Source organism: Pseudomonas vranovensis (assembly GCF_040438935.1).
In the GTDB taxonomy this organism is placed as follows: domain Bacteria; phylum Pseudomonadota; class Gammaproteobacteria; order Pseudomonadales; family Pseudomonadaceae; genus Aquipseudomonas; species Aquipseudomonas vranovensis.
On the sequence record NZ_CP159259.1, the window covers coordinates 3,026,371 to 3,042,957 of the forward strand.

A 16,587-nucleotide genomic window follows, 5' to 3' on the forward strand; every position below is an offset into this window, starting at 1 on the left:
GCTCACGACAGCAGATCGATGCGCACGCCCTGCGACTGGTCCGCGACCACCTTGACCTGCGCCCCGAACACGTCGGCGATCCGCTCCTCCCTGAGCACCTGCACCGGCGTGCCCTCGGCGCACAGCCTGCCGTGCTCCAGCAACCACAATCGGTCGCAGTAGCGTGCGGCCAGATTCAGGTCGTGCAGCACACACACCACCGCAATGCGTGGCAAGCGCGCCAACGAGCGCAGTACCCGCATCAAATTCTGCTGCTGGCCGACATCCAGCGCACTGGTGGGTTCGTCAAGTAACAGCAAGCGCTCCTGGTTGTCACCCCGCACATTGGCAGCCGGACTCACCGCCAACTGGTTCATGGCGCGGGCGATGGTCACCCGCTGCAATTCCCCGCCTGACAGCGACAACACGCCGCGTGACAATAGATGACGGATATCCAGGGCATCGATGATTCCCGGGCACGGTTCGCCGATATGCTGCTGCCCCAACTGGATGAATTCCAGCACCTGCCAGTCAAACACGCTGTCCATTTGCTGGGTGACCAGGGCGCGCCGGCTTGCCAGTTGCCTGGCGCTGAAATCGGACAGCGGCCGGCCAAGCAAGCGAATCTGGCCACTGTCTGGCCGGGTGTAGCCGGAGATCAGGGAGAGCAACGTGCTTTTGCCGGCACCGTTGGGCCCGATCAGGCCAAGCAACTGCCCTTCCTTTATAGAGGCTTTCAAAGGCCCCAGCGCAAACGGCTGCGCCAGACTGACATCGATCAGTTCAAGCATTTCAGAACTCCCGCACCTTGCGCCCAAGCAGCAGCCATAAAAAGTAGGGCCCGCCGATCACACTGGTGACCAGCCCTACCGGAATTTCTGCGGGGCTGGTCAGGCTTCTGGCCAGGGTGTCGGCCAGCAGCAGCAAGATGGCGCCACTCAGCATCGACGCCGGTATCAGCAACCGATGTCCAGGCCCGAAGCACAGGCGCAAGCAATGCGGCACCAGCAGGCCGATGAAACCGATGATCCCGGTCAGCGCCACGCACAGCCCCACCCCCAGCGAGGACGCCAGGACCACCCGGCTTTTCAGGCGACCGCCGTTCAGGCCGGCAGCATGGGCTGACACCTCGCCCAGCTGGAACAGGTCCAGGTCCGCCGCGCACCGCGCCAGCACCCACAGCGCCGGCGGCAGCACCATGCAGGCCACGCTCAGGGTCGACCACTGGGCGCTGCTGAGACTGCCCATGCCCCACAAGCTCAACTGACGCAGCTGCTCTTCGCTGGCGACATAGGCAAGAATGCCGCCCACCGCGCCCGTCAGGGTGTTGATGACCAGCCCTGCCAACAGCAAGGTAATAGTGGACTCACGCCCCCGATTGCCCCGTCCGATGCGGAAAATCACCAGGGTCACTAGCAAGGCACCGATAAAGCCTGCAAAAAACTGCCCGTACAGCTCAAAGCCCGGCAAACGGCCATTGACCAGCACCACCCAGACCGATACCGCAAGCCCGGCGCCACTGGCCTGACCGAGCAAGGTCGGATCTGCCAGCGGATTACGGAACAGGCCCTGCATGGCCGTACCGCCCGCCGCCAGGGTGGAGCCCACCAGCACAGCCAGCAGCAGGCGCGGCAGGCGCACTTCGTACCAGACTTGCCACTCCAGCGGTGCAGGCATCACGCCGACAAATATCGCCGGCGACAACCCGATGCTGCCCACCAACGAGCACACCGCCAGTAACAGGCACAACCCCACCAGCATCAACAGAAGAGTCTGCGTCGAAGCACCTCGCACCTGCATCATGGGAACAAGGCTCCGGCATCACGGCGCAACTGCAACATGGCCTGGACCGTGCGCGGCCCCAGGTTGAGCAATGCCTGGTCATCAACCTGGACCAGGCGGCGCTGCTGTCCGGCGGGCGTATGGGCCAGGCCGCCGAGTTGCCAGAGGTTTTCTTCCCCACCCAGCGCCTCCAGCCCCGCCTTGCTGACAATGACAAAATCAGGCGCCAGGGCCACCATGGCCTCCGCCGCCACCTGCTTGTAGGCGTTGAAGGGCGCACTGTTTTCGATACCCGCCTGTTCAAGAGCTGCGTGGGCTTCGGTGCCCCGGCCCATGATCAATGGGGTCATGCCGGCCCGATTGAAAATGAACAGTGCCCTTGGCCCTTCGAGCACCGGCATCCGGGCCAGCTCGGCCGCCAGGCGCTGCTGTTCCTCGGCCAACAGGTGCCCTTGCGCCTGGCGGTCCATCACCCGGGCAACCTGTTCGATTTTGCCGGCTATGTCGCCGATCCCTTTGCCGCGAGCGACACTGATCACTTCAAGATCCAGCGCTTGCAGTTGACGCAACACGATCACCGGCCGCGCCGCATCGCTGATCAACACTCGCTTTGGCTTGAGCGAGAGGATTCCTTCGGCTGACAACTGACGCAGGTAGCCCACCGAAGGCAGGCTGGCGATTGCTGGCGGATAGCGGCTGGAGTCATCACGCCCGACCAACTGCGCACCGGCATCCAGGCGCTCGACAATTTCAGCGAGGTCGTTGCCAATGACCAATGTGTCCGCCGCCTGACCACCTGCATACACCCCTGTGCTGCCAACCAACAGGCATACGCCCAGACAAAGCCCCTTCATTGCATCGCCTCCAGCGCATCCAGCCACTGGCGCCAGGCCACTTGCTCCGGCTCACCGGCCGGACGGCGGGCAAACACCTGAACGATCAAGCGCTGCTCGGCATCAAACAACTCAAGACTGGTCACTCCACCGCGCTCGTTGGGTTTGTGCACGCGCCAGGTCTGCGCCTCCATGGCATCCACAATGCTGAAACAGGTTGCAGCGGCCAGTGACGTTGCAGGCATTTCGAACACCAGGCGGTTTTCATAGGCATGCATGCCCGACAACTGCCCGGTAAATATCTGTACACTGCCCGCACTGTAGACAAACAGCATCAACTCCAGCCCGCTGCCGGCCAGTTGACGAAACAGCGCAACCGGGCTGCTCTCGGCCAGGCGCCGGGCGAATTGGGGCGTCACCAATTCATTGCCCTCGTAACGCGTCAGGCCATGTCGCTTGAGCAAGGCAAAATGCTCATGGACATTGTTCATTGCCGCCCACTCCTCCACTAGCCCCGCCACAAGCAACTCACGCCTGACGAAGGGTTCCTTGAGGGCGAATTCAGGCCGACGCTCCACACAACGGCCATACAGTTGCCTCCACTCCGCCAGCGAGGATTCAGGCACCGACATCACGCACAACAACAGCCTCCCGTGACGATCGAACACCTTCAGGGCATAGCTGCCGGCGCCGGCATCATGAGACACGCCCACCCAGTACCAGGCACGCAGATTCAGCCGCAGGTCCAGGCCATCGTCGCCAATCACCAGGCCAGCCTCGCTGATGTCGTCCGATTGCGGATAACGCCCCAACTGTTCGATCCACGCATGGCTGGCGGGCGTGCGGGTAAGCACCGGCCCCAGCGCATGCAGGTGCGCGGCCACCTCTACGGCAGGGACATCAAGGTGCAGACAATCGGCATCCAGGCACACGCCGGGTTCGGCTGCAGTCAGTACAGTCATCGGTAAATTCCTTGTAGAAGGCAGGCTCAATGCCCGGCGGTTGAAACGGGTTGATCACATTCGGCAGGGGCTGCAACCAGCGCCGAGCCATCGGCATCATGGGCAGGCAGCAACCAGAGAAAGTCGGCATCGGTAGCGGCCAGGCTCTGGCCCTGCTCGCCAATCACCAGCACCTTCAGGCCCGGGTCCAGCGGCCCCTTGGCCAGGTACTGGGGAGCACCCAGGCTCTTGAGCGTATGCAGGGTTCCGGCGAACAACAGTCGGGGCGCCTCGGCGCTGTCGAGTACCTGGGCCATGCGCAGATCGCGGGCATGCTGGATCGCAAGCATGCCGTTCAACCGCTCCTGATCAATCTGGCCGCAATGCATCCTGACGATATGTTGGCGTTGACGCGCCGCAATGGCGGGCGTAGGAAACAGCGCATGCACAGAAGCCCCCGAGGCACTCATCAAGCGCTTGCGCTCGGTGACCGACAGATTGCCTGCCAACAGCGGAAACGGCGCCGGCATCAACGCTTCCACCAGCGAACCGTACTGCTCCCAGGGCCAGCGCTCATTCCAATGCATGATCTGGCGCAAGCGCGGTGGCCGCACCTGATTGCCCTGGCGCAGCCAGGCCTGCACATCGGCAACCGGCCGCTGCTGGTCGCTGTCGAGCATTTCCAACACCACAGCGCCCTGGGCACGGCGCTCGGCCAGGCGGGTGACCAGCCATTGCTCGATCAAATGATGGGCCAGGTTGTCATGCACTTCGCCGACCATCAGCGTACTGGCCGGGGCTAGTGCATCGATCAGCTCAGCCGCGCTGATCTGGCGGCCACTGCCGAGCTCGACAATCGCTCCCCACTGCGCGATGTTCGCTTCCATCGAGGCGTAAACCGACTCCCGTGGCGCGGTATTGACGCTGGCGCAGCCCATCAGCAGCGCCAGGCACAGCGCTGCAAATCCTTGCTTGTACATTCATTACTCCCCAGCCTGCGCCACTCAGTACTCGAAGGTGAAACCGATCGAAGCGGTACGGCCGCGACCGGTACCACGATCCAGGGAGGCAGACATGATCGAGTCCACCGAGGCGTTGTAGCTGTAGACCTTGTTGGCGACGTTCTCGACGTTGAAGAACACACTCAGGCTCTTCTGCACCTGCAGGCTGCCGTACACATCCCAGAGCACACCGGTAGAAGGCGTCTTCTTGGTTTCATACCAGTCCCAGCTCTCTTCGGCCGAGCCCGAATACTCACCGCGCGCGCCAAGCACCAAGCGCTCGTCGAACCAGCGTGTGCCGACATCCAGCGTCCAGTAGCGGTCCGGCTGGCTGTTGATGTCTTCGAGTTCGATGCCGGAAGTGGTCGGCGCCTTGGTGGTGGCGCGGGTCCAGGACAGGTTGGTATAGAAGAAGCCGACGTCGTAGCGACCTTCCACCTCATAGCCATCCATGCGCACTTGTTCGGGCCAGTTAACCCAGTTCATCTTCGCCGAATACTCGCCATCGTCGTCGACAATATCGAAAGACTGCGGGGTGATATAGCCGTCGATCTTGCTGATGAAGCGGTTGATCTTCAGTTGCCCGTAGTCCGAACTGCTGAGCAACCCGGCACGACTGAAGTTGACGCCGAGCTCATAGTTGGTGGAACGCTCCTGTCGCAGGAATGGGTTGGCCCCTACCCCATCGGCGTCGCTGGCATCGGCTTCGAGCGGGACTTTTTCGAAGAACATTTCCTGCACCCGCGGCGCCCGCGTGGTACGCGACCAACTGGTGTAGAGCTGCACCCAGTCGTAGGGCTTGACGGCAAAGCCGACGCGCGGGTTGAAGCTGTGTTCACGGCGGGTGATGTCGATATCGCCACCGCCGATGTCCAGGCATTGGCCGATGATCGAGCACTTGGGTACGTGACCGCTGACCTTGTAGCCGTCGTAATGGCCCGCCAGGGTCAGGGCATAGATGTCGTAGTTGAGCTCCAGGGTGCTGAACACGCTGTGGGTAGCTTGCTCGCCCTCGGGGTTGGCACCGCGTTTCTCCGGGGTCTTGGCGACGAAGTCATCAGTGTAGTAGCGAGCACCATTGCTCCAGTTGGCCTCCACCTCGCCCAGGTTGAAGCGACTGACGTTGGTGAAATCGAAACCGTGGGCATCGTCACGGGTCTTGCGGCCAATGTAGCTGGAGTCTTCTACCGGCGGATACTCAAGCCGGGTCGTGTTCTGATAGGCATTGACCGTCAGGTTTACCCATTCGCTGTAGGGGGTGTAGGCGTATTTGGCCCGATAGGTTTCGTTGTCCAGCTGCCAGGGGTAGTTGTGGTAGAACTCGTTGCGGTACTTCACCCCGCTCAGGTCCAGGCGGTGCATGTCATTGGGCTGCAGGCGCAGCTTGAGCAGGCCGGAGCGCGGATTCTGTTTGGTGGTGTCGTACTCGTTGGTCTGCCCGGAACTGGTCTCGTACTCGCCAGTCTGAGTGCTGCTGACGGCGGCGGCGATACCGTACACACCATCGACATCTTCAGGTTGCGTCCTGGCACCAGCGGCGAACATACGGGTATTGCCATAGCCGTTGTTGCCGGTGCGGTAGGTGGAACGAAAGCCCACGCGGTGGTCAGGCTTGACGATGTCATCGATGTCGAAGGTACGAAAATTCGCCGTGCCACCCAGGGTGTTCGCCCCTTCGGCGCCGTCCACCGAACCACGCTGCACATCGACCCCGGCCAGCAGGTTGGGATCGACAAAAGCCATTGGCCCTCCCGAACCGTGGCCTGCATTGTTGCGGAAGGTCTGGGTGACACCATCGATCATGGTGTTGACCCGCCCAAGGCCCGACAGGCCTCGGATATTCACCGACACGCCCGGCTGGCTACGCGAATGCATCGTGTAGGTGCCCGGCATCGACCGCACCAGGCTGTTCAGGTCCTGGCGCTCCGGGTGCGCTTCGCGGCTGCTCTGGATAGCGCCCGGCCGCTCGGCCAATGCCCCGACCATGGTTGGCGCGACTTCCAGGGCATCTGAACGCTGCTCATTGACCCGCAGCACATACGTACGGTCCTTGAGCCGCTCGATCCACAGACCGGTGCCCATCAACAGCAGGTCGAAGGCTTCCTTGACGGTGTAGTCGCCGCTGAGGCCTTGGGTGCTGCGGTTTTCGCTGAGTTCAGGAGCGTAGGTCAGCATGATGCCGGTTGCGCCGGCGAGCTGATTCAAGGCAGGCGCCAGGGGCCCGGAAGGAATCTCGTAATGCTTGCGGGCGCTGGCCTGCTCGGCGGCCTTGGTCTCGCCCGCCATCGCCGCCGAACCACCTGCCATCCCGATGGCCAGCGTCAAGGCTGTCAGCGCGCCACGCGCCAGCTTCAATGCATTGCTCTTGTCGTTGTGCTGCAACCACTGCACGGCGGCTGGCTGTGTGCTCTTCACTTGGCGCTCCCTGAACATTGAAAAATGATCTTTGTAGAGAGGTCACGCGAAGATCCGAAAAGGGGAAATGAAAATAATAATTATTTAAATAATTTTCAGAGGCAGATGCTCGGCAGCCAATCCGCATCAGATTTTTGGGGAAGGGAGAGAAGCGAATCGCCAGAAACGAAAAAAGCCGCTCTAGGCGGCTTTTTCTGTGCTTTCTCGCACTTCAGCGAAGGGCGGTGAAAGCTTGGATGGTGCGGACGAAGAGACTCGAACTCTTACAGCTTGCGCCGCTGGAACCTAAATCATGACCGGCCAACAATAGGCCAGTTAAATCAACAGGTTACGACGCCCGCAATCGTCGCGACCGTTCAAAATGTCCCGCTCTGTGTCACATCAGCTCAGGTGTGTAGCACAATCCTGTCACACATCCCTTCTCCGGCGTTCTGCCAACTGCATCCTCCACTCCTGCCACCGATCCAAAGGCGGTCTACCCTCCCAGGGTTTTAGCCTCTAGCCGAGGGAAAATTGCAATAAAAGTGGTTCCCAACTCCGCAGTTGAGCTGACCGTAATCTCACCATTGTGAGCTCTTACAATTTCGCGAACGATATACAGTCCGAGCCCCACGCTACGCAGCTCTGCATTGTCATGACTGCCGCGAATCATCGGCTCGAACAGATTTTCCAGTAGCCCGGCAGGTATCGGTGTACCGACGTTGTGCACGGAAATTGTCACTGCCTCGTCCTCAATGCGAGTAGAAACAGTGACGGTCGAACCCTCTTCGCCATAAGCGATAGCGTTGGCTGCAAGATTGCCCACCAGTTGGTACAGCCTGTCGCTGTCGGCTGAGAACTCTCCCTGACCGCTACGCAGATGCACCAGGCTGCTCTTGGGGAACGAAAGTCGAATCTCCTCAAGGCAGTCGGCAACCACCTCGTGGAAGTTCAGCGGAGCACAGGTCACAATGATCCCTCGCCCTACTTGGACAAGAGTGAAGTCCAACAGGTCGGCCACAAGCCGCTGAGCGCGTTCGACTGAATGGCTGATATGGCCCAACATCTGGATGCTTCTAGCATCTGGATCACGACGCGAAAGAATTTCGGCCGCCATTCTTATTGCCGAAAGTGGATTGCGTAAGTCGTGGCTGACGATTCCGATCATCTGTTCAGCGAAGAGCGCCCGATCTTCGGCAGCGGCATAGATCGTACGCAGCTTTCCTTGTGTGATTTGCTCGGCTCGCTGGGCCTTGAGGCTCTTGGCCAAATGCCCCTCAGCAAGCATTCGAGCGCTCACTAGTCCACGTTCATACCTTCGCCGATCCTCGGCTTTAAACAGGGTAAGCTCATGAAATATGCCATTCGAATGCTCACAACTTATGGCGCTCAACATCATCGCTATCGAGTGCCCACTTCGATGGACAAGGTCGAATTTCACGTTGGCTACTGAGCCCTGGATCTGCATGAGCGGCCCCCAGTACACCTGATGGAAGGTCTTGGACTCAAGAGTCATTAAGCTCTGAATTGAGCTTCCCAGCAGCTCCTCTCGACTGAAACCAATCCAGCGGCAGAAAGTGAGATTGACCCGTTCGATCCGCCCGTCTTCTGCTGCCAGAAGCAGCCCGGAGTCAGCATCATCAAACAGCGAGTCGGAGCCTAAGGGCAACTCATACTCTGAGGTCATTTTCTTTCCCAGTGGCTAGGGATTGAAGCCTGAGGGGGTGAACCAGATGAATTATAGACAACCAAATTGAAGGTCGAAGCGGGTAGCAGTCAACCAAGGATTAGGGAGCCGAGCATGAAGGACTTGGCCGAGAAGATCGCCGCCGGCGAACCTTTGAGTAGCTGGGGATGGACGCAATGCGCCGGTACCACAGGGATTCTCTGACGGCACCGAGGAGGTGGAGCGTTTGCGACTTGAGGCTGAGTCGCTGATGGAGCCAGCGCCAAGATCGTCACCTTTCCGCCAAATGCAGCCAATTAAGACCACTACGAATTTAGGGGTTGTTCATGCGCTGAAGGAAGTGGCCCCAGGAACATCCTCTTCAGGCGCTCTTTCCCCAAAGCCCGGGTCAGTTCCGACATAACGCAGTACATGAAAATCAGCGTAACCAACAGAATCTGCACCGCCCAGAATTGCGGCCAATTCATGGATGTCCAAAGCATGGCGTTCGCATCCATGACACTGGGTGCCTCTTTCCAGTATTCGTAAAGCCGCTCCAGGTAATGCACCACCAGCGCGACCAGGGCGTACATCAGTGTTTTCCAGGTGACGTTCCATATCAGTGGTTTTTCGGGAAAACGATTGATGAAGGGCAGCATGTCTGCTACCAGTACTGACTTCCCAAGCACCAAGGAAGCGATCAGGATCGACGCCGAAACTGGCAGGGAAACGCCGGTACTCTTGATCATGAGTGCGCGTATGGCGGCCACGATGTGCAGGATAATGAAAAAGAAAATGGTCGGCGGAAGTGCCTTGAGTGCTTCATGTTTGATTGTGGCCAGCACCGATTTCATTTTGCCCCCCAGATACTGTGAAGCTGAGCTTCGTGTCCTTAAATTTCGAGTTGATGCCCCTTCTCCCGAGTTACTGCATCGAGAGAAGAGGTTTTTTGTAGCAATCGAAAGAACAAGTATTGTTCTCGATAGTCGTTTACTGCTTCGATTGGGACTTCATTTTCTCTTCAATCTTCGCATCCACATCAGCGCGGATCTGGTCGATGCTGAAACTTGCCGGACGCTGGCTTGGAGGGTACTCGACGAAGGTTTGCAGGAATGCAGCGGACTTCATCACGGCCAATTCGGTCAGGTAAACATTCTTCGTAGCCCAATCGTAGTACTGGTCAGAGACCACGTCCGCACGCTCAAACGGGTCCATACGGAGATTGAATACCTTAGGTACACGGAGGCACACGAAGGGCTCGCTCCACACCTTGAAACCGCCCGGTGCGCGCTGTTCGCAGAACACGGCCTTCCAGTTGTCGTAACGCATGGAAACCAGCACGCCGTCGTCGTTGAAGTAGTAGAACTCCTTGCGCTCGCCTTTAGGCTGCTGACCGGTCAGGTATGGCAGTTGGTTGTAGCCGTCCAGGTGTACTTTGAAGTTGGTGCCACCAGAGACCGGCGCCCAACCCTTGAGCAGCTTGTTTTTCACATCGGCATCGCCAGCGGCCGCCAACAGCGTCGGGAACCAGTCCAGGCCCGAGAACATCTCGTTGGAGATTTCGCCCGGTTTGATCTTGCCTGGCCAGCGAACCATGGCCGGTACGCGGTAGGCGCCTTCCCAGTTGGAGTTCTTCTCGTTGCGGAACGGCGTGGTCGCCGCATCCGGCCAGGAGAACTGGTTCGGGCCGTTGTCGGTGGTGTAGACGACAATGGTGTTGTCGGCGATCTTCAGGTCGTCCAGGGTCTTGAGCAGTTTGCCGACGTCTCCGTCGTGCTCAAGCATGCCGTCTGCGTACTCGTTGCCAGACATACCGCTCTGGCCCTTCATCGAGTCACGCACGTGGGTGAACAAGTGCATGCGGGTGGTGTTCATCCAGACGAAGAACGGCTTGTCGGCCTTGACCTGCTTCTCGATGAACGCCTGCGCCGCTGCGGTGGTTTCGTCGTCGATGGTTTCCATGCGCTTGGTGTTCAGCGCGCCGGTGTCTTCGATCTTGCCATCGGCGAAGCTGTGGATCACGCCACGCGGAGTGAAGGCTTTGGTGAACTCCGGTTCGTTTTTGGGCCAGTTTTCACGTTCCGGCTCTTCCTCGGCATTGAGGTGATACAGGTTGCCGAAGAACTCGTCGAAACCGTGGGCGGTCGGCAAGTACTCGTCGCGGTCGCCCAGGTGGTTCTTGCCGAACTGCCCGGTGGCGTAGCCCATCGACTTGAGTGCCTGGGCGATGGTGATGTCGCGCTTTTGCAGGCCGACGGTCGCGCCGGGCAAGCCCACTTTTGACAGGCCAGTACGCAGTACCGTCTGGCCGGTGATGAACGAGGAGCGCCCTGCAGTGCAACTGTTCTCCGCGTAGTAATCGGTGAACATCATGCCTTCCTTGGCGATTCGGTCGATGTTCGGGGTCTTGTAGCCGACCACGCCCAGCGCATAGGCGCTGATATTGGTCTGACCAATGTCATCACCGAAAATAACGAGGATATTTGGCTTATCTGCAGCCATCGTTGACGCTGATACAAGCGACGCTGTCAACAAGGCAAATGTAGGTAGCCATTTGCTCGAGTGAGTCATATCTACAACTCCCTATAGGTTTTGGGTCTCGTTTCGGGTAACCCACGCCATCACAATGCCCAGGCTGTAACTCAGGAGTAACCTGCTTCACAATAGATCACTCGCGCTTTTTTGCCTTGTAGAAGCCCTACTCCAATATAAGGTTCTTAATATATTCAATGCTTTATCGTCTGAGTTACTGGGCTTTGCGTGGCTTCGACCCACTACGAAGCAAGATCTGCCCTGTAGTTATCTCTAAACCCATCCCTATGCTGCTAGTCTCTGTAAAGCCGCAAACTTCGTGAATTTCTTGAAGCAGTGATCCACGCACGAATCCTCACCTATGCTAAAGGCATTCTTGCGCAAGCTGATGAACAGGGGGTGCTTGATGGGTTCTGTGAAAAATGACGCCGCGCTGGTGGTGCTGATTGCAGGGCTTTCAAGCGCCGTTTATGCGCAAGATTTACCTAGGGAGGCTCAACCCTGCGTAGCCTGTCATGGCGAGCGTGGCGAGGGCACAGCCCAGGGACCAATGCTCGCTGGGCTGTCCGAGTCATACATCAACACCCAGATCGACCATTTCATTTCCGGGCAACGCCACAATGTGCTGATGACACCTATGGCACAAGCCTATACCGACCCACAACTGCGTAAGCCGGTAGCCACCTACTTCGCTGCCCAGGGGAAACCACCACAATTGCAACTGCGAGGCGAGCGCCTAGCTACGTCGCCCGCCGAACAGCTCTATTACCAGGGCGACTCATCACGTGACCTCCCGGCTTGCTACAGCTGCCACGGTCCGGCGGCAGTGGGCGGAGGCCCCTTCCCGCGACTGGCCGGCCAACAGGCGGACTACCTAAGTTCGCAGTTACTGGCTTGGCAGAAGGGCGAGCGGAAAGGTGATCCCGACAACATGATGGGCATTATCGCCAAAAGGTTGAATGCAAAAGACATTCAGGAGCTAACCAGTTATCTGGCGGCTATTCGGTGAGGAACCAGGCATGAGACTCAACAAATGCTGGCGGGCGATGTTGCTCTGGTGCGCACTCCCCAATCTGGCCCTGGCGGCATATCCGGACATGCAAGAAGAAATTGCTACCCAGCCCAAAGCGGCAGACATGCACTACTTCACGCCACGGGACCTGTCCCGCATTCCCAACGGTGCTTTTGGTGACAAAGTGCGCAAGGGCTATGAACTGTTCGTCAATACCCAGCAGCTCAAAGGCCGCTATGTCGGCAACACCCTCAATTGCACTAACTGTCATCTCGATGCGGGTACCAAAGCCTATGCCGCGCCCATGTGGGCTGCCTATCTGGCCTACCCCGCCTTTCGCAAAAAAGATAATCGGGTGAACAACTTTGCTGAGCGCATTCAGGGTTGCTTTAACTACTCGATGAATGGGAAAGCACCCGCCATTGACTCGCCCGAGTTGGTGGCCATGTCCGCCTATTCTTATTGGCTCCTGATGGGCGGTTTACTGGATATGTTCGGCATGCAGGACAAACCAGTGCCCGAACTCAACGATCAACAGCTGCAACTGGGCGGCAAAGATGAAACCTTCAGCCTGCCCGGGCCTCTGGCAGGACGCGTCAAGATGGCTGGGCGCGAGCACATGCCGGGGCGGGCTTTCGCTACCCTGGCCGAGCCTCCCCAGGCCGCTTCGCCGTCACGTGGGCAACAGGTCTACAGCCAACATTGCGCAGTATGCCATGGTGATCAAGGCCAAGGACGGGAAATGGCCGGCGTACCAGTGCTCCCTGCACTCTGGGGCCCGCAGTCCTACAATTGGGGCGCTGGAATGCATCGGGTCAATACTGCCGCCACCTTCATCTTCGAGAACATGCCCCTGGGCAAAGGTGTGCAGCTTAGTGTGCAGCAGGCATGGGATGTAGCAGCCTTCATGAATAGCCGTGAGCGTCCTCAAGATCCCCGCTTCGACGGTGACCTGAGCAACACTGCCAAAAAATTTCATGGATCGGACCAAGGCTATTACGGCAAGAGTGTAGAGGGTGAGCTGTTGGGAAGTCAGGCATTTCCTGCCGGGATTCAGCCCTAACGGCTGGATAGCTGACCTCCACGAAGAGCAGCTTTGATTCGAAAAGAGGTATTTAGCAGATAGACTGTAACCTCCCGTTGGGCTTCGTCATTGCGTGATTAATCGCACGTACGCTTGGCAAGCCTGCAATGCAGTTAATCCTTGGTCGCCGGCATCGGTGATGGCGACAATTCTTTGAGCAGCCGCTGGGTCAAGTTCGCCTCGCGCGGCTCCATGAACCACGCCGCCGGGGCCGGTAGTGGCTGGCACCCCACAGGCAATACCCGGGGCTGGAGCGGCGAGTAGGACTGACAGCCGGAGATCAGAAGTAGCGAGGCGATCGCGTAGGCGAGCTTGGTCATTTTGGGCATTGGTCAATTCCTTATAGTGGATTTGGTCATTGGCCCGAAGGCGATCCTCCAGGGCTTGGCGCTTGCCCCTCTCGACCTCCTGCCAATCGATAACAGCCAAAGCTCCGGCCTCGCGCTCGCACTGGTAAGCCTCCGCTTGATCAGCCAGCTGCGCGCTATATCGCCAGTCCTGCACTTTCCATGTGGCAAAACAAGCAATGGCCACTAGAAGCGCTGCTACCGCCAGGGCTGACCAGCCACGCGCAGTCATGCCAGCACCTTCAAGGCACAGTCATACAGCGCCTTGCGCTCATCTGCACCGTGCGGAACCCGGCCTGGCTTTCCGGTGTTGATGACGCTGCCAATGTCCTGGAAGCGGCCAGCATCGGCCAGTTCGTTCAGCCCGTGCTTCGCCCACCACCAGGCGGCAGACATGGCGGCATGCTCCGGCTGCTCGAGCAGTTCCGGCTGGTCTTCCAGCGGCAGGCCCAGCCCGGCACCGGCGGCGTAGTTCGCCCGCCCGGTGAGCTGAATCAGGCCGCGCCCACGGAAGCGCCAGCCATCACCCGGGTGGATGTTGCCCATGCGCGCGTTGTACACGACATTGGCGATCCGCTCCGGCTGCCGGGCATATTCCTTGGCCAGGACAGCATTGAACCGGGTTGGCCACACCCGCATCAGCGCCTCGGCGCTGTAGTTCAGGTTCTCCACCAGGTTGCGCAGGTGGCCCGACTCATGCCCGATCTGGGCCAGGAACGCCGCCTGGCGAATCCGGCTGTCGATCTTGAAGCGGGCCATGGCCCGGTTCAGCGCAGGCAAAAAAATGCCCGCGACTGGGCGGGCTTTGGGGAGGATCTGCAGCAACTGCTGCGCAGTGATCGGCGGCATCAGATCTCCTCCTGCTGCTCGAGCGCTTCCGGCTCCTGCACAGTCACGGTGACCTCAGCGGTGTAACGCTTGAGCACTTTGGCCGTGTGCACGATTGCTGCGGGCTGGGCGGCCAGCAATTCGCGGGCGGCCTGGTCAGCGGCTTCTTCGGTGGCGTGATGGATCTGATTGGCGGGATCAAAGTGGTTGGTCGTATTGACGACAATGTAGGGCATGGGTTTCTCCAGGTAAAAAAATGCCCGCGATAGGCGGGCTGTTCGGCTTGGACAGATCAGCCCTTCAGCGCTTCAATCTCTGTCTTCAGCGTGGTGACCTCTGCTCGCAGCTCCTTCACCGCACCAATGAGGTCGGTAATGAAGGTCATGTGGTTTAGCTGTTGAATCCACGGGCGGCCGTTCTCATCGACAGCATCTTTCTCGCCTGAGACGGCGAGCGGGTTTACCGCTTGGGCCTCATGGGCGATCACCCCCTGGAAGACCGTGCCGTCGCCTTTCCAGATATCGAAGTCGCCGATCTCGTATCGGACGATCCGGTAGTTGCTGATTCGATCCAGGAACGAAACGTCTTCGACGGTCTCGATGTTCTTCTTGATGCGGTAGTCGGAGGCGGTGACTTGAAGCGTGCCCAAGCGGGTTACATCCACCCACAGATCACACATGCCCGACCCGAAGCTGATGTTGAAGCAGTTTGCTGAGGCGGCGGCATTCTCACCGGACTTGCAAGAGACACCAGTAGGTGAGAATCGACTAGTGCAAGTGAGAAGGTTGCTGTTGAACGTGGAAAGGCGGGTTGTATAGTCTGCCGCCGAGTTAGCATGGTGAAAATCGATGAAAGGGTATGAGGCGATGAGTTCAATGCCGGAAAAAGTCGGGTTCTGTGCAGCCCCCAGGCCCAGCGTATTACGTGCGCCTTCAGCGGTTGTCGCTCCGGTCCCACCCTTAGCCACTGGCAGGGCTGCAGGCAAGGTAGCTCCTCCTGCTGCGCCAGTGAGAAAGTCATACAGCTCATTGAAGTTGTTGATGCTCTTTAATGCGGCGCTGCGGCGATCATCACCACCAGCACCGCTGGGCGCCGTGCCCAGGTTGATAGTTTGTTTTGACATGATGAATCCTTAAAGGGGTTTCATTGGTCTGGATGCAAACAACGTTCTGCCATTGGCAGTCAGCGGATTAATGCCTGAGCCGTTGTCGCAGTACATCTGCAAAATTGACCTGTTGCCTGGAAGGAAGCCGCCGAAGTTCGGGCGCAAAGGCTGAGTTGTCTGAATGATGTTTGTCAGCGAGAACAGCGCGTTGGCCAATACGAAGTCCGCTGTGTTACCGGTCCACGGCATCTGCTGACTGGGTGCGTAATATCCGCCGCCGCCAGTTATAGGATCACCTGCCTGGATGAATCCAGTAGCCGAAGGCTGGCTGTTCAGTAGTGAAAGGTTGGCAGTAGTAACGAAAGTCCGATTATTGGCGGCATCCCTGACGGATGCGCCATACTGCCCCGCAGGCGTGCTGGGCGCCTGATAGCTCGAGCAGTACCAACGGATGTTCATGTAATCATCTGCCGCGCTTCCGTGTGCCCCCTTATTTGCCCATTGTTTAAGCCTGAAGCCAGTCCAGTTTCCTGGACTTCCCTTCACGGAGAAATTCCCAACCATCATGTAATCGACCGCATTCAGAAAGATGAGCGGCCTCTCGTAGGTGGTAATCGGGCTTGGAAAAGTTACATCGGCCCACTCAATGACTTGAGCCTGCATGCCTGGACGCCAGTAGACACCTATTTGGAATGCGCCGCTGTAATGGACGGTGAGCACTTTATTGATCGCGTCAATCTGAGTCCGCACGTTGTTATTGAACGTGCGAATGCCATATGAACCGGGCGCCGAGAAGGGCTCGCCACCCTGCGACAAGATCATCACCTGCCAAGTGCGGTCCTGCGGCTGCCGTAGGTGCAACTGACCAGGTGAATACCAGGCCTGCGGGGAGAACGTGTACTCCCCCCGGTCCTCCAAGGTGTCCACCACCACAAACGACTGGGCTTGAATCTCAGGTATCGAAAAGTACTGGTCGAACTCCCCATTTCCCGTCACCGTCATCATTTTCAGCGAACGAATTGGCGTGATCGATGTGTCGAGCGTGACCATGCCCGATGCATCCCTGGTTCGCACGCCGTATTG

16 protein-coding genes and 1 tRNA gene are annotated in these 16,587 nt (G+C 58.8%); 2 read left to right on the top strand and 15 right to left on the bottom strand.

Going from position 1 to position 16,587, the window contains the following annotated elements; genetic code table 11:
* Positions 1-2: 2 nt before the first annotated feature.
* The 10 genes from ABVN19_RS13915 to ABVN19_RS13960 form a co-directional block, all read right to left on the bottom strand.
* On the bottom strand, positions 3-770 hold the full coding sequence (locus ABVN19_RS13915; protein WP_105642779.1) for an ATP-binding cassette domain-containing protein: 768 nt from the start codon (positions 768-770) through the stop codon (positions 3-5).
* A gap of 1 nt (position 771) precedes the next feature.
* Positions 772-1,782, bottom strand: a complete 1,011-nt coding sequence (locus tag ABVN19_RS13920) for an iron chelate uptake ABC transporter family permease subunit (protein WP_051270678.1) — start codon at positions 1,780-1,782, stop codon at positions 772-774.
* Entirely contained in the window at positions 1,779-2,615 is an 837-nt protein-coding gene (locus ABVN19_RS13925) for an ABC transporter substrate-binding protein (RefSeq protein WP_105642778.1), read from the bottom strand. The genes ABVN19_RS13920 and ABVN19_RS13925 overlap by 4 nt, the downstream gene beginning before the upstream one ends.
* A complete protein-coding gene (locus ABVN19_RS13930) occupies positions 2,612-3,556 on the bottom strand; it encodes a ChuX/HutX family heme-like substrate-binding protein (protein ID WP_105642777.1) in 945 nt (314 codons plus the stop codon). Before ABVN19_RS13930 ends, ABVN19_RS13925 begins: the two co-directional genes overlap by 4 nt.
* 26 nt (positions 3,557-3,582) lie before the next feature.
* The gene (locus tag ABVN19_RS13935) at positions 3,583-4,515 is read right to left on the bottom strand and encodes a ChaN family lipoprotein (RefSeq protein ID WP_105642776.1); all 933 of its coding nucleotides are present in this window, start codon (positions 4,513-4,515) and stop codon (positions 3,583-3,585) included.
* Positions 4,516-4,539: 24 nt separating this feature from the next.
* Complete coding sequence (locus ABVN19_RS13940; RefSeq protein WP_158259251.1) at positions 4,540-6,951, bottom strand: TonB-dependent receptor; 2,412 nt, start codon at positions 6,949-6,951, stop codon at positions 4,540-4,542.
* Positions 6,952-7,188: 237 nt separating this feature from the next.
* Positions 7,189-7,292, bottom strand: a tRNA-Leu gene (locus tag ABVN19_RS13945).
* Positions 7,293-7,426: 134 nt separating this feature from the next.
* Entirely contained in the window at positions 7,427-8,617 is a 1,191-nt protein-coding gene (locus ABVN19_RS13950; protein WP_028941641.1) for a PAS domain-containing sensor histidine kinase, read from the bottom strand.
* 305 nt (positions 8,618-8,922) lie between these two features.
* Positions 8,923-9,450, bottom strand: a complete 528-nt coding sequence (locus ABVN19_RS13955) for a hypothetical protein (protein ID WP_028941640.1) — start codon at positions 9,448-9,450, stop codon at positions 8,923-8,925.
* Positions 9,451-9,586: 136 nt separating this feature from the next.
* A complete protein-coding gene (locus tag ABVN19_RS13960) occupies positions 9,587-11,167 on the bottom strand; it encodes an arylsulfatase (protein ID WP_353632756.1) in 1,581 nt (526 codons plus the stop codon).
* 367 nt (positions 11,168-11,534) lie between these two features.
* Between ABVN19_RS13960 and ABVN19_RS13965 the strand changes: the two genes are divergently transcribed.
* Positions 11,535-12,137 (top strand): c-type cytochrome, encoded by a 603-nt coding sequence (locus ABVN19_RS13965; RefSeq protein WP_256585790.1) that lies wholly within the window; start codon positions 11,535-11,537, stop codon positions 12,135-12,137.
* 10 nt (positions 12,138-12,147) lie between these two features.
* Positions 12,148-13,203, top strand: coding sequence for a c-type cytochrome (locus ABVN19_RS13970; RefSeq protein ID WP_105641477.1), 1,056 nt, complete (start codon positions 12,148-12,150; stop codon positions 13,201-13,203).
* 87 nt (positions 13,204-13,290) lie between these two features.
* On the opposite strand, the gene ABVN19_RS13975 is transcribed toward ABVN19_RS13970, so the two are convergent.
* Genes ABVN19_RS13975 through ABVN19_RS13995 form a run of 5 tightly spaced genes read right to left on the bottom strand, consistent with a single transcriptional unit; the run spans position 13,291 to position 16,554 of the window.
* On the bottom strand, positions 13,291-13,803 hold the full coding sequence (locus ABVN19_RS13975; protein ID WP_105641478.1) for a lysis system i-spanin subunit Rz: 513 nt from the start codon (positions 13,801-13,803) through the stop codon (positions 13,291-13,293).
* Positions 13,800-14,420, bottom strand: coding sequence for a glycoside hydrolase family 19 protein (locus ABVN19_RS13980; protein WP_105641479.1), 621 nt, complete (start codon positions 14,418-14,420; stop codon positions 13,800-13,802). Before ABVN19_RS13980 ends, ABVN19_RS13975 begins: the two co-directional genes overlap by 4 nt.
* Complete coding sequence (locus tag ABVN19_RS13985) at positions 14,420-14,635, bottom strand: hypothetical protein (protein ID WP_105641480.1); 216 nt, start codon at positions 14,633-14,635, stop codon at positions 14,420-14,422. The genes ABVN19_RS13980 and ABVN19_RS13985 overlap by 1 nt, the downstream gene beginning before the upstream one ends.
* Before the next feature lie 56 nt (positions 14,636-14,691).
* Positions 14,692-15,522 carry a tail fiber domain-containing protein gene (locus ABVN19_RS13990; protein ID WP_105641481.1) on the bottom strand — a complete coding sequence of 277 codons (831 nt, stop codon included), beginning with the start codon at positions 15,520-15,522 and terminating at the stop codon, positions 14,692-14,694.
* Between the two features lie 9 nt (positions 15,523-15,531).
* Positions 15,532-16,554 (bottom strand): hypothetical protein, encoded by a 1,023-nt coding sequence (locus ABVN19_RS13995; protein WP_256585791.1) that lies wholly within the window; start codon positions 16,552-16,554, stop codon positions 15,532-15,534.
* Positions 16,555-16,587: the final 33 nt, after the last annotated feature.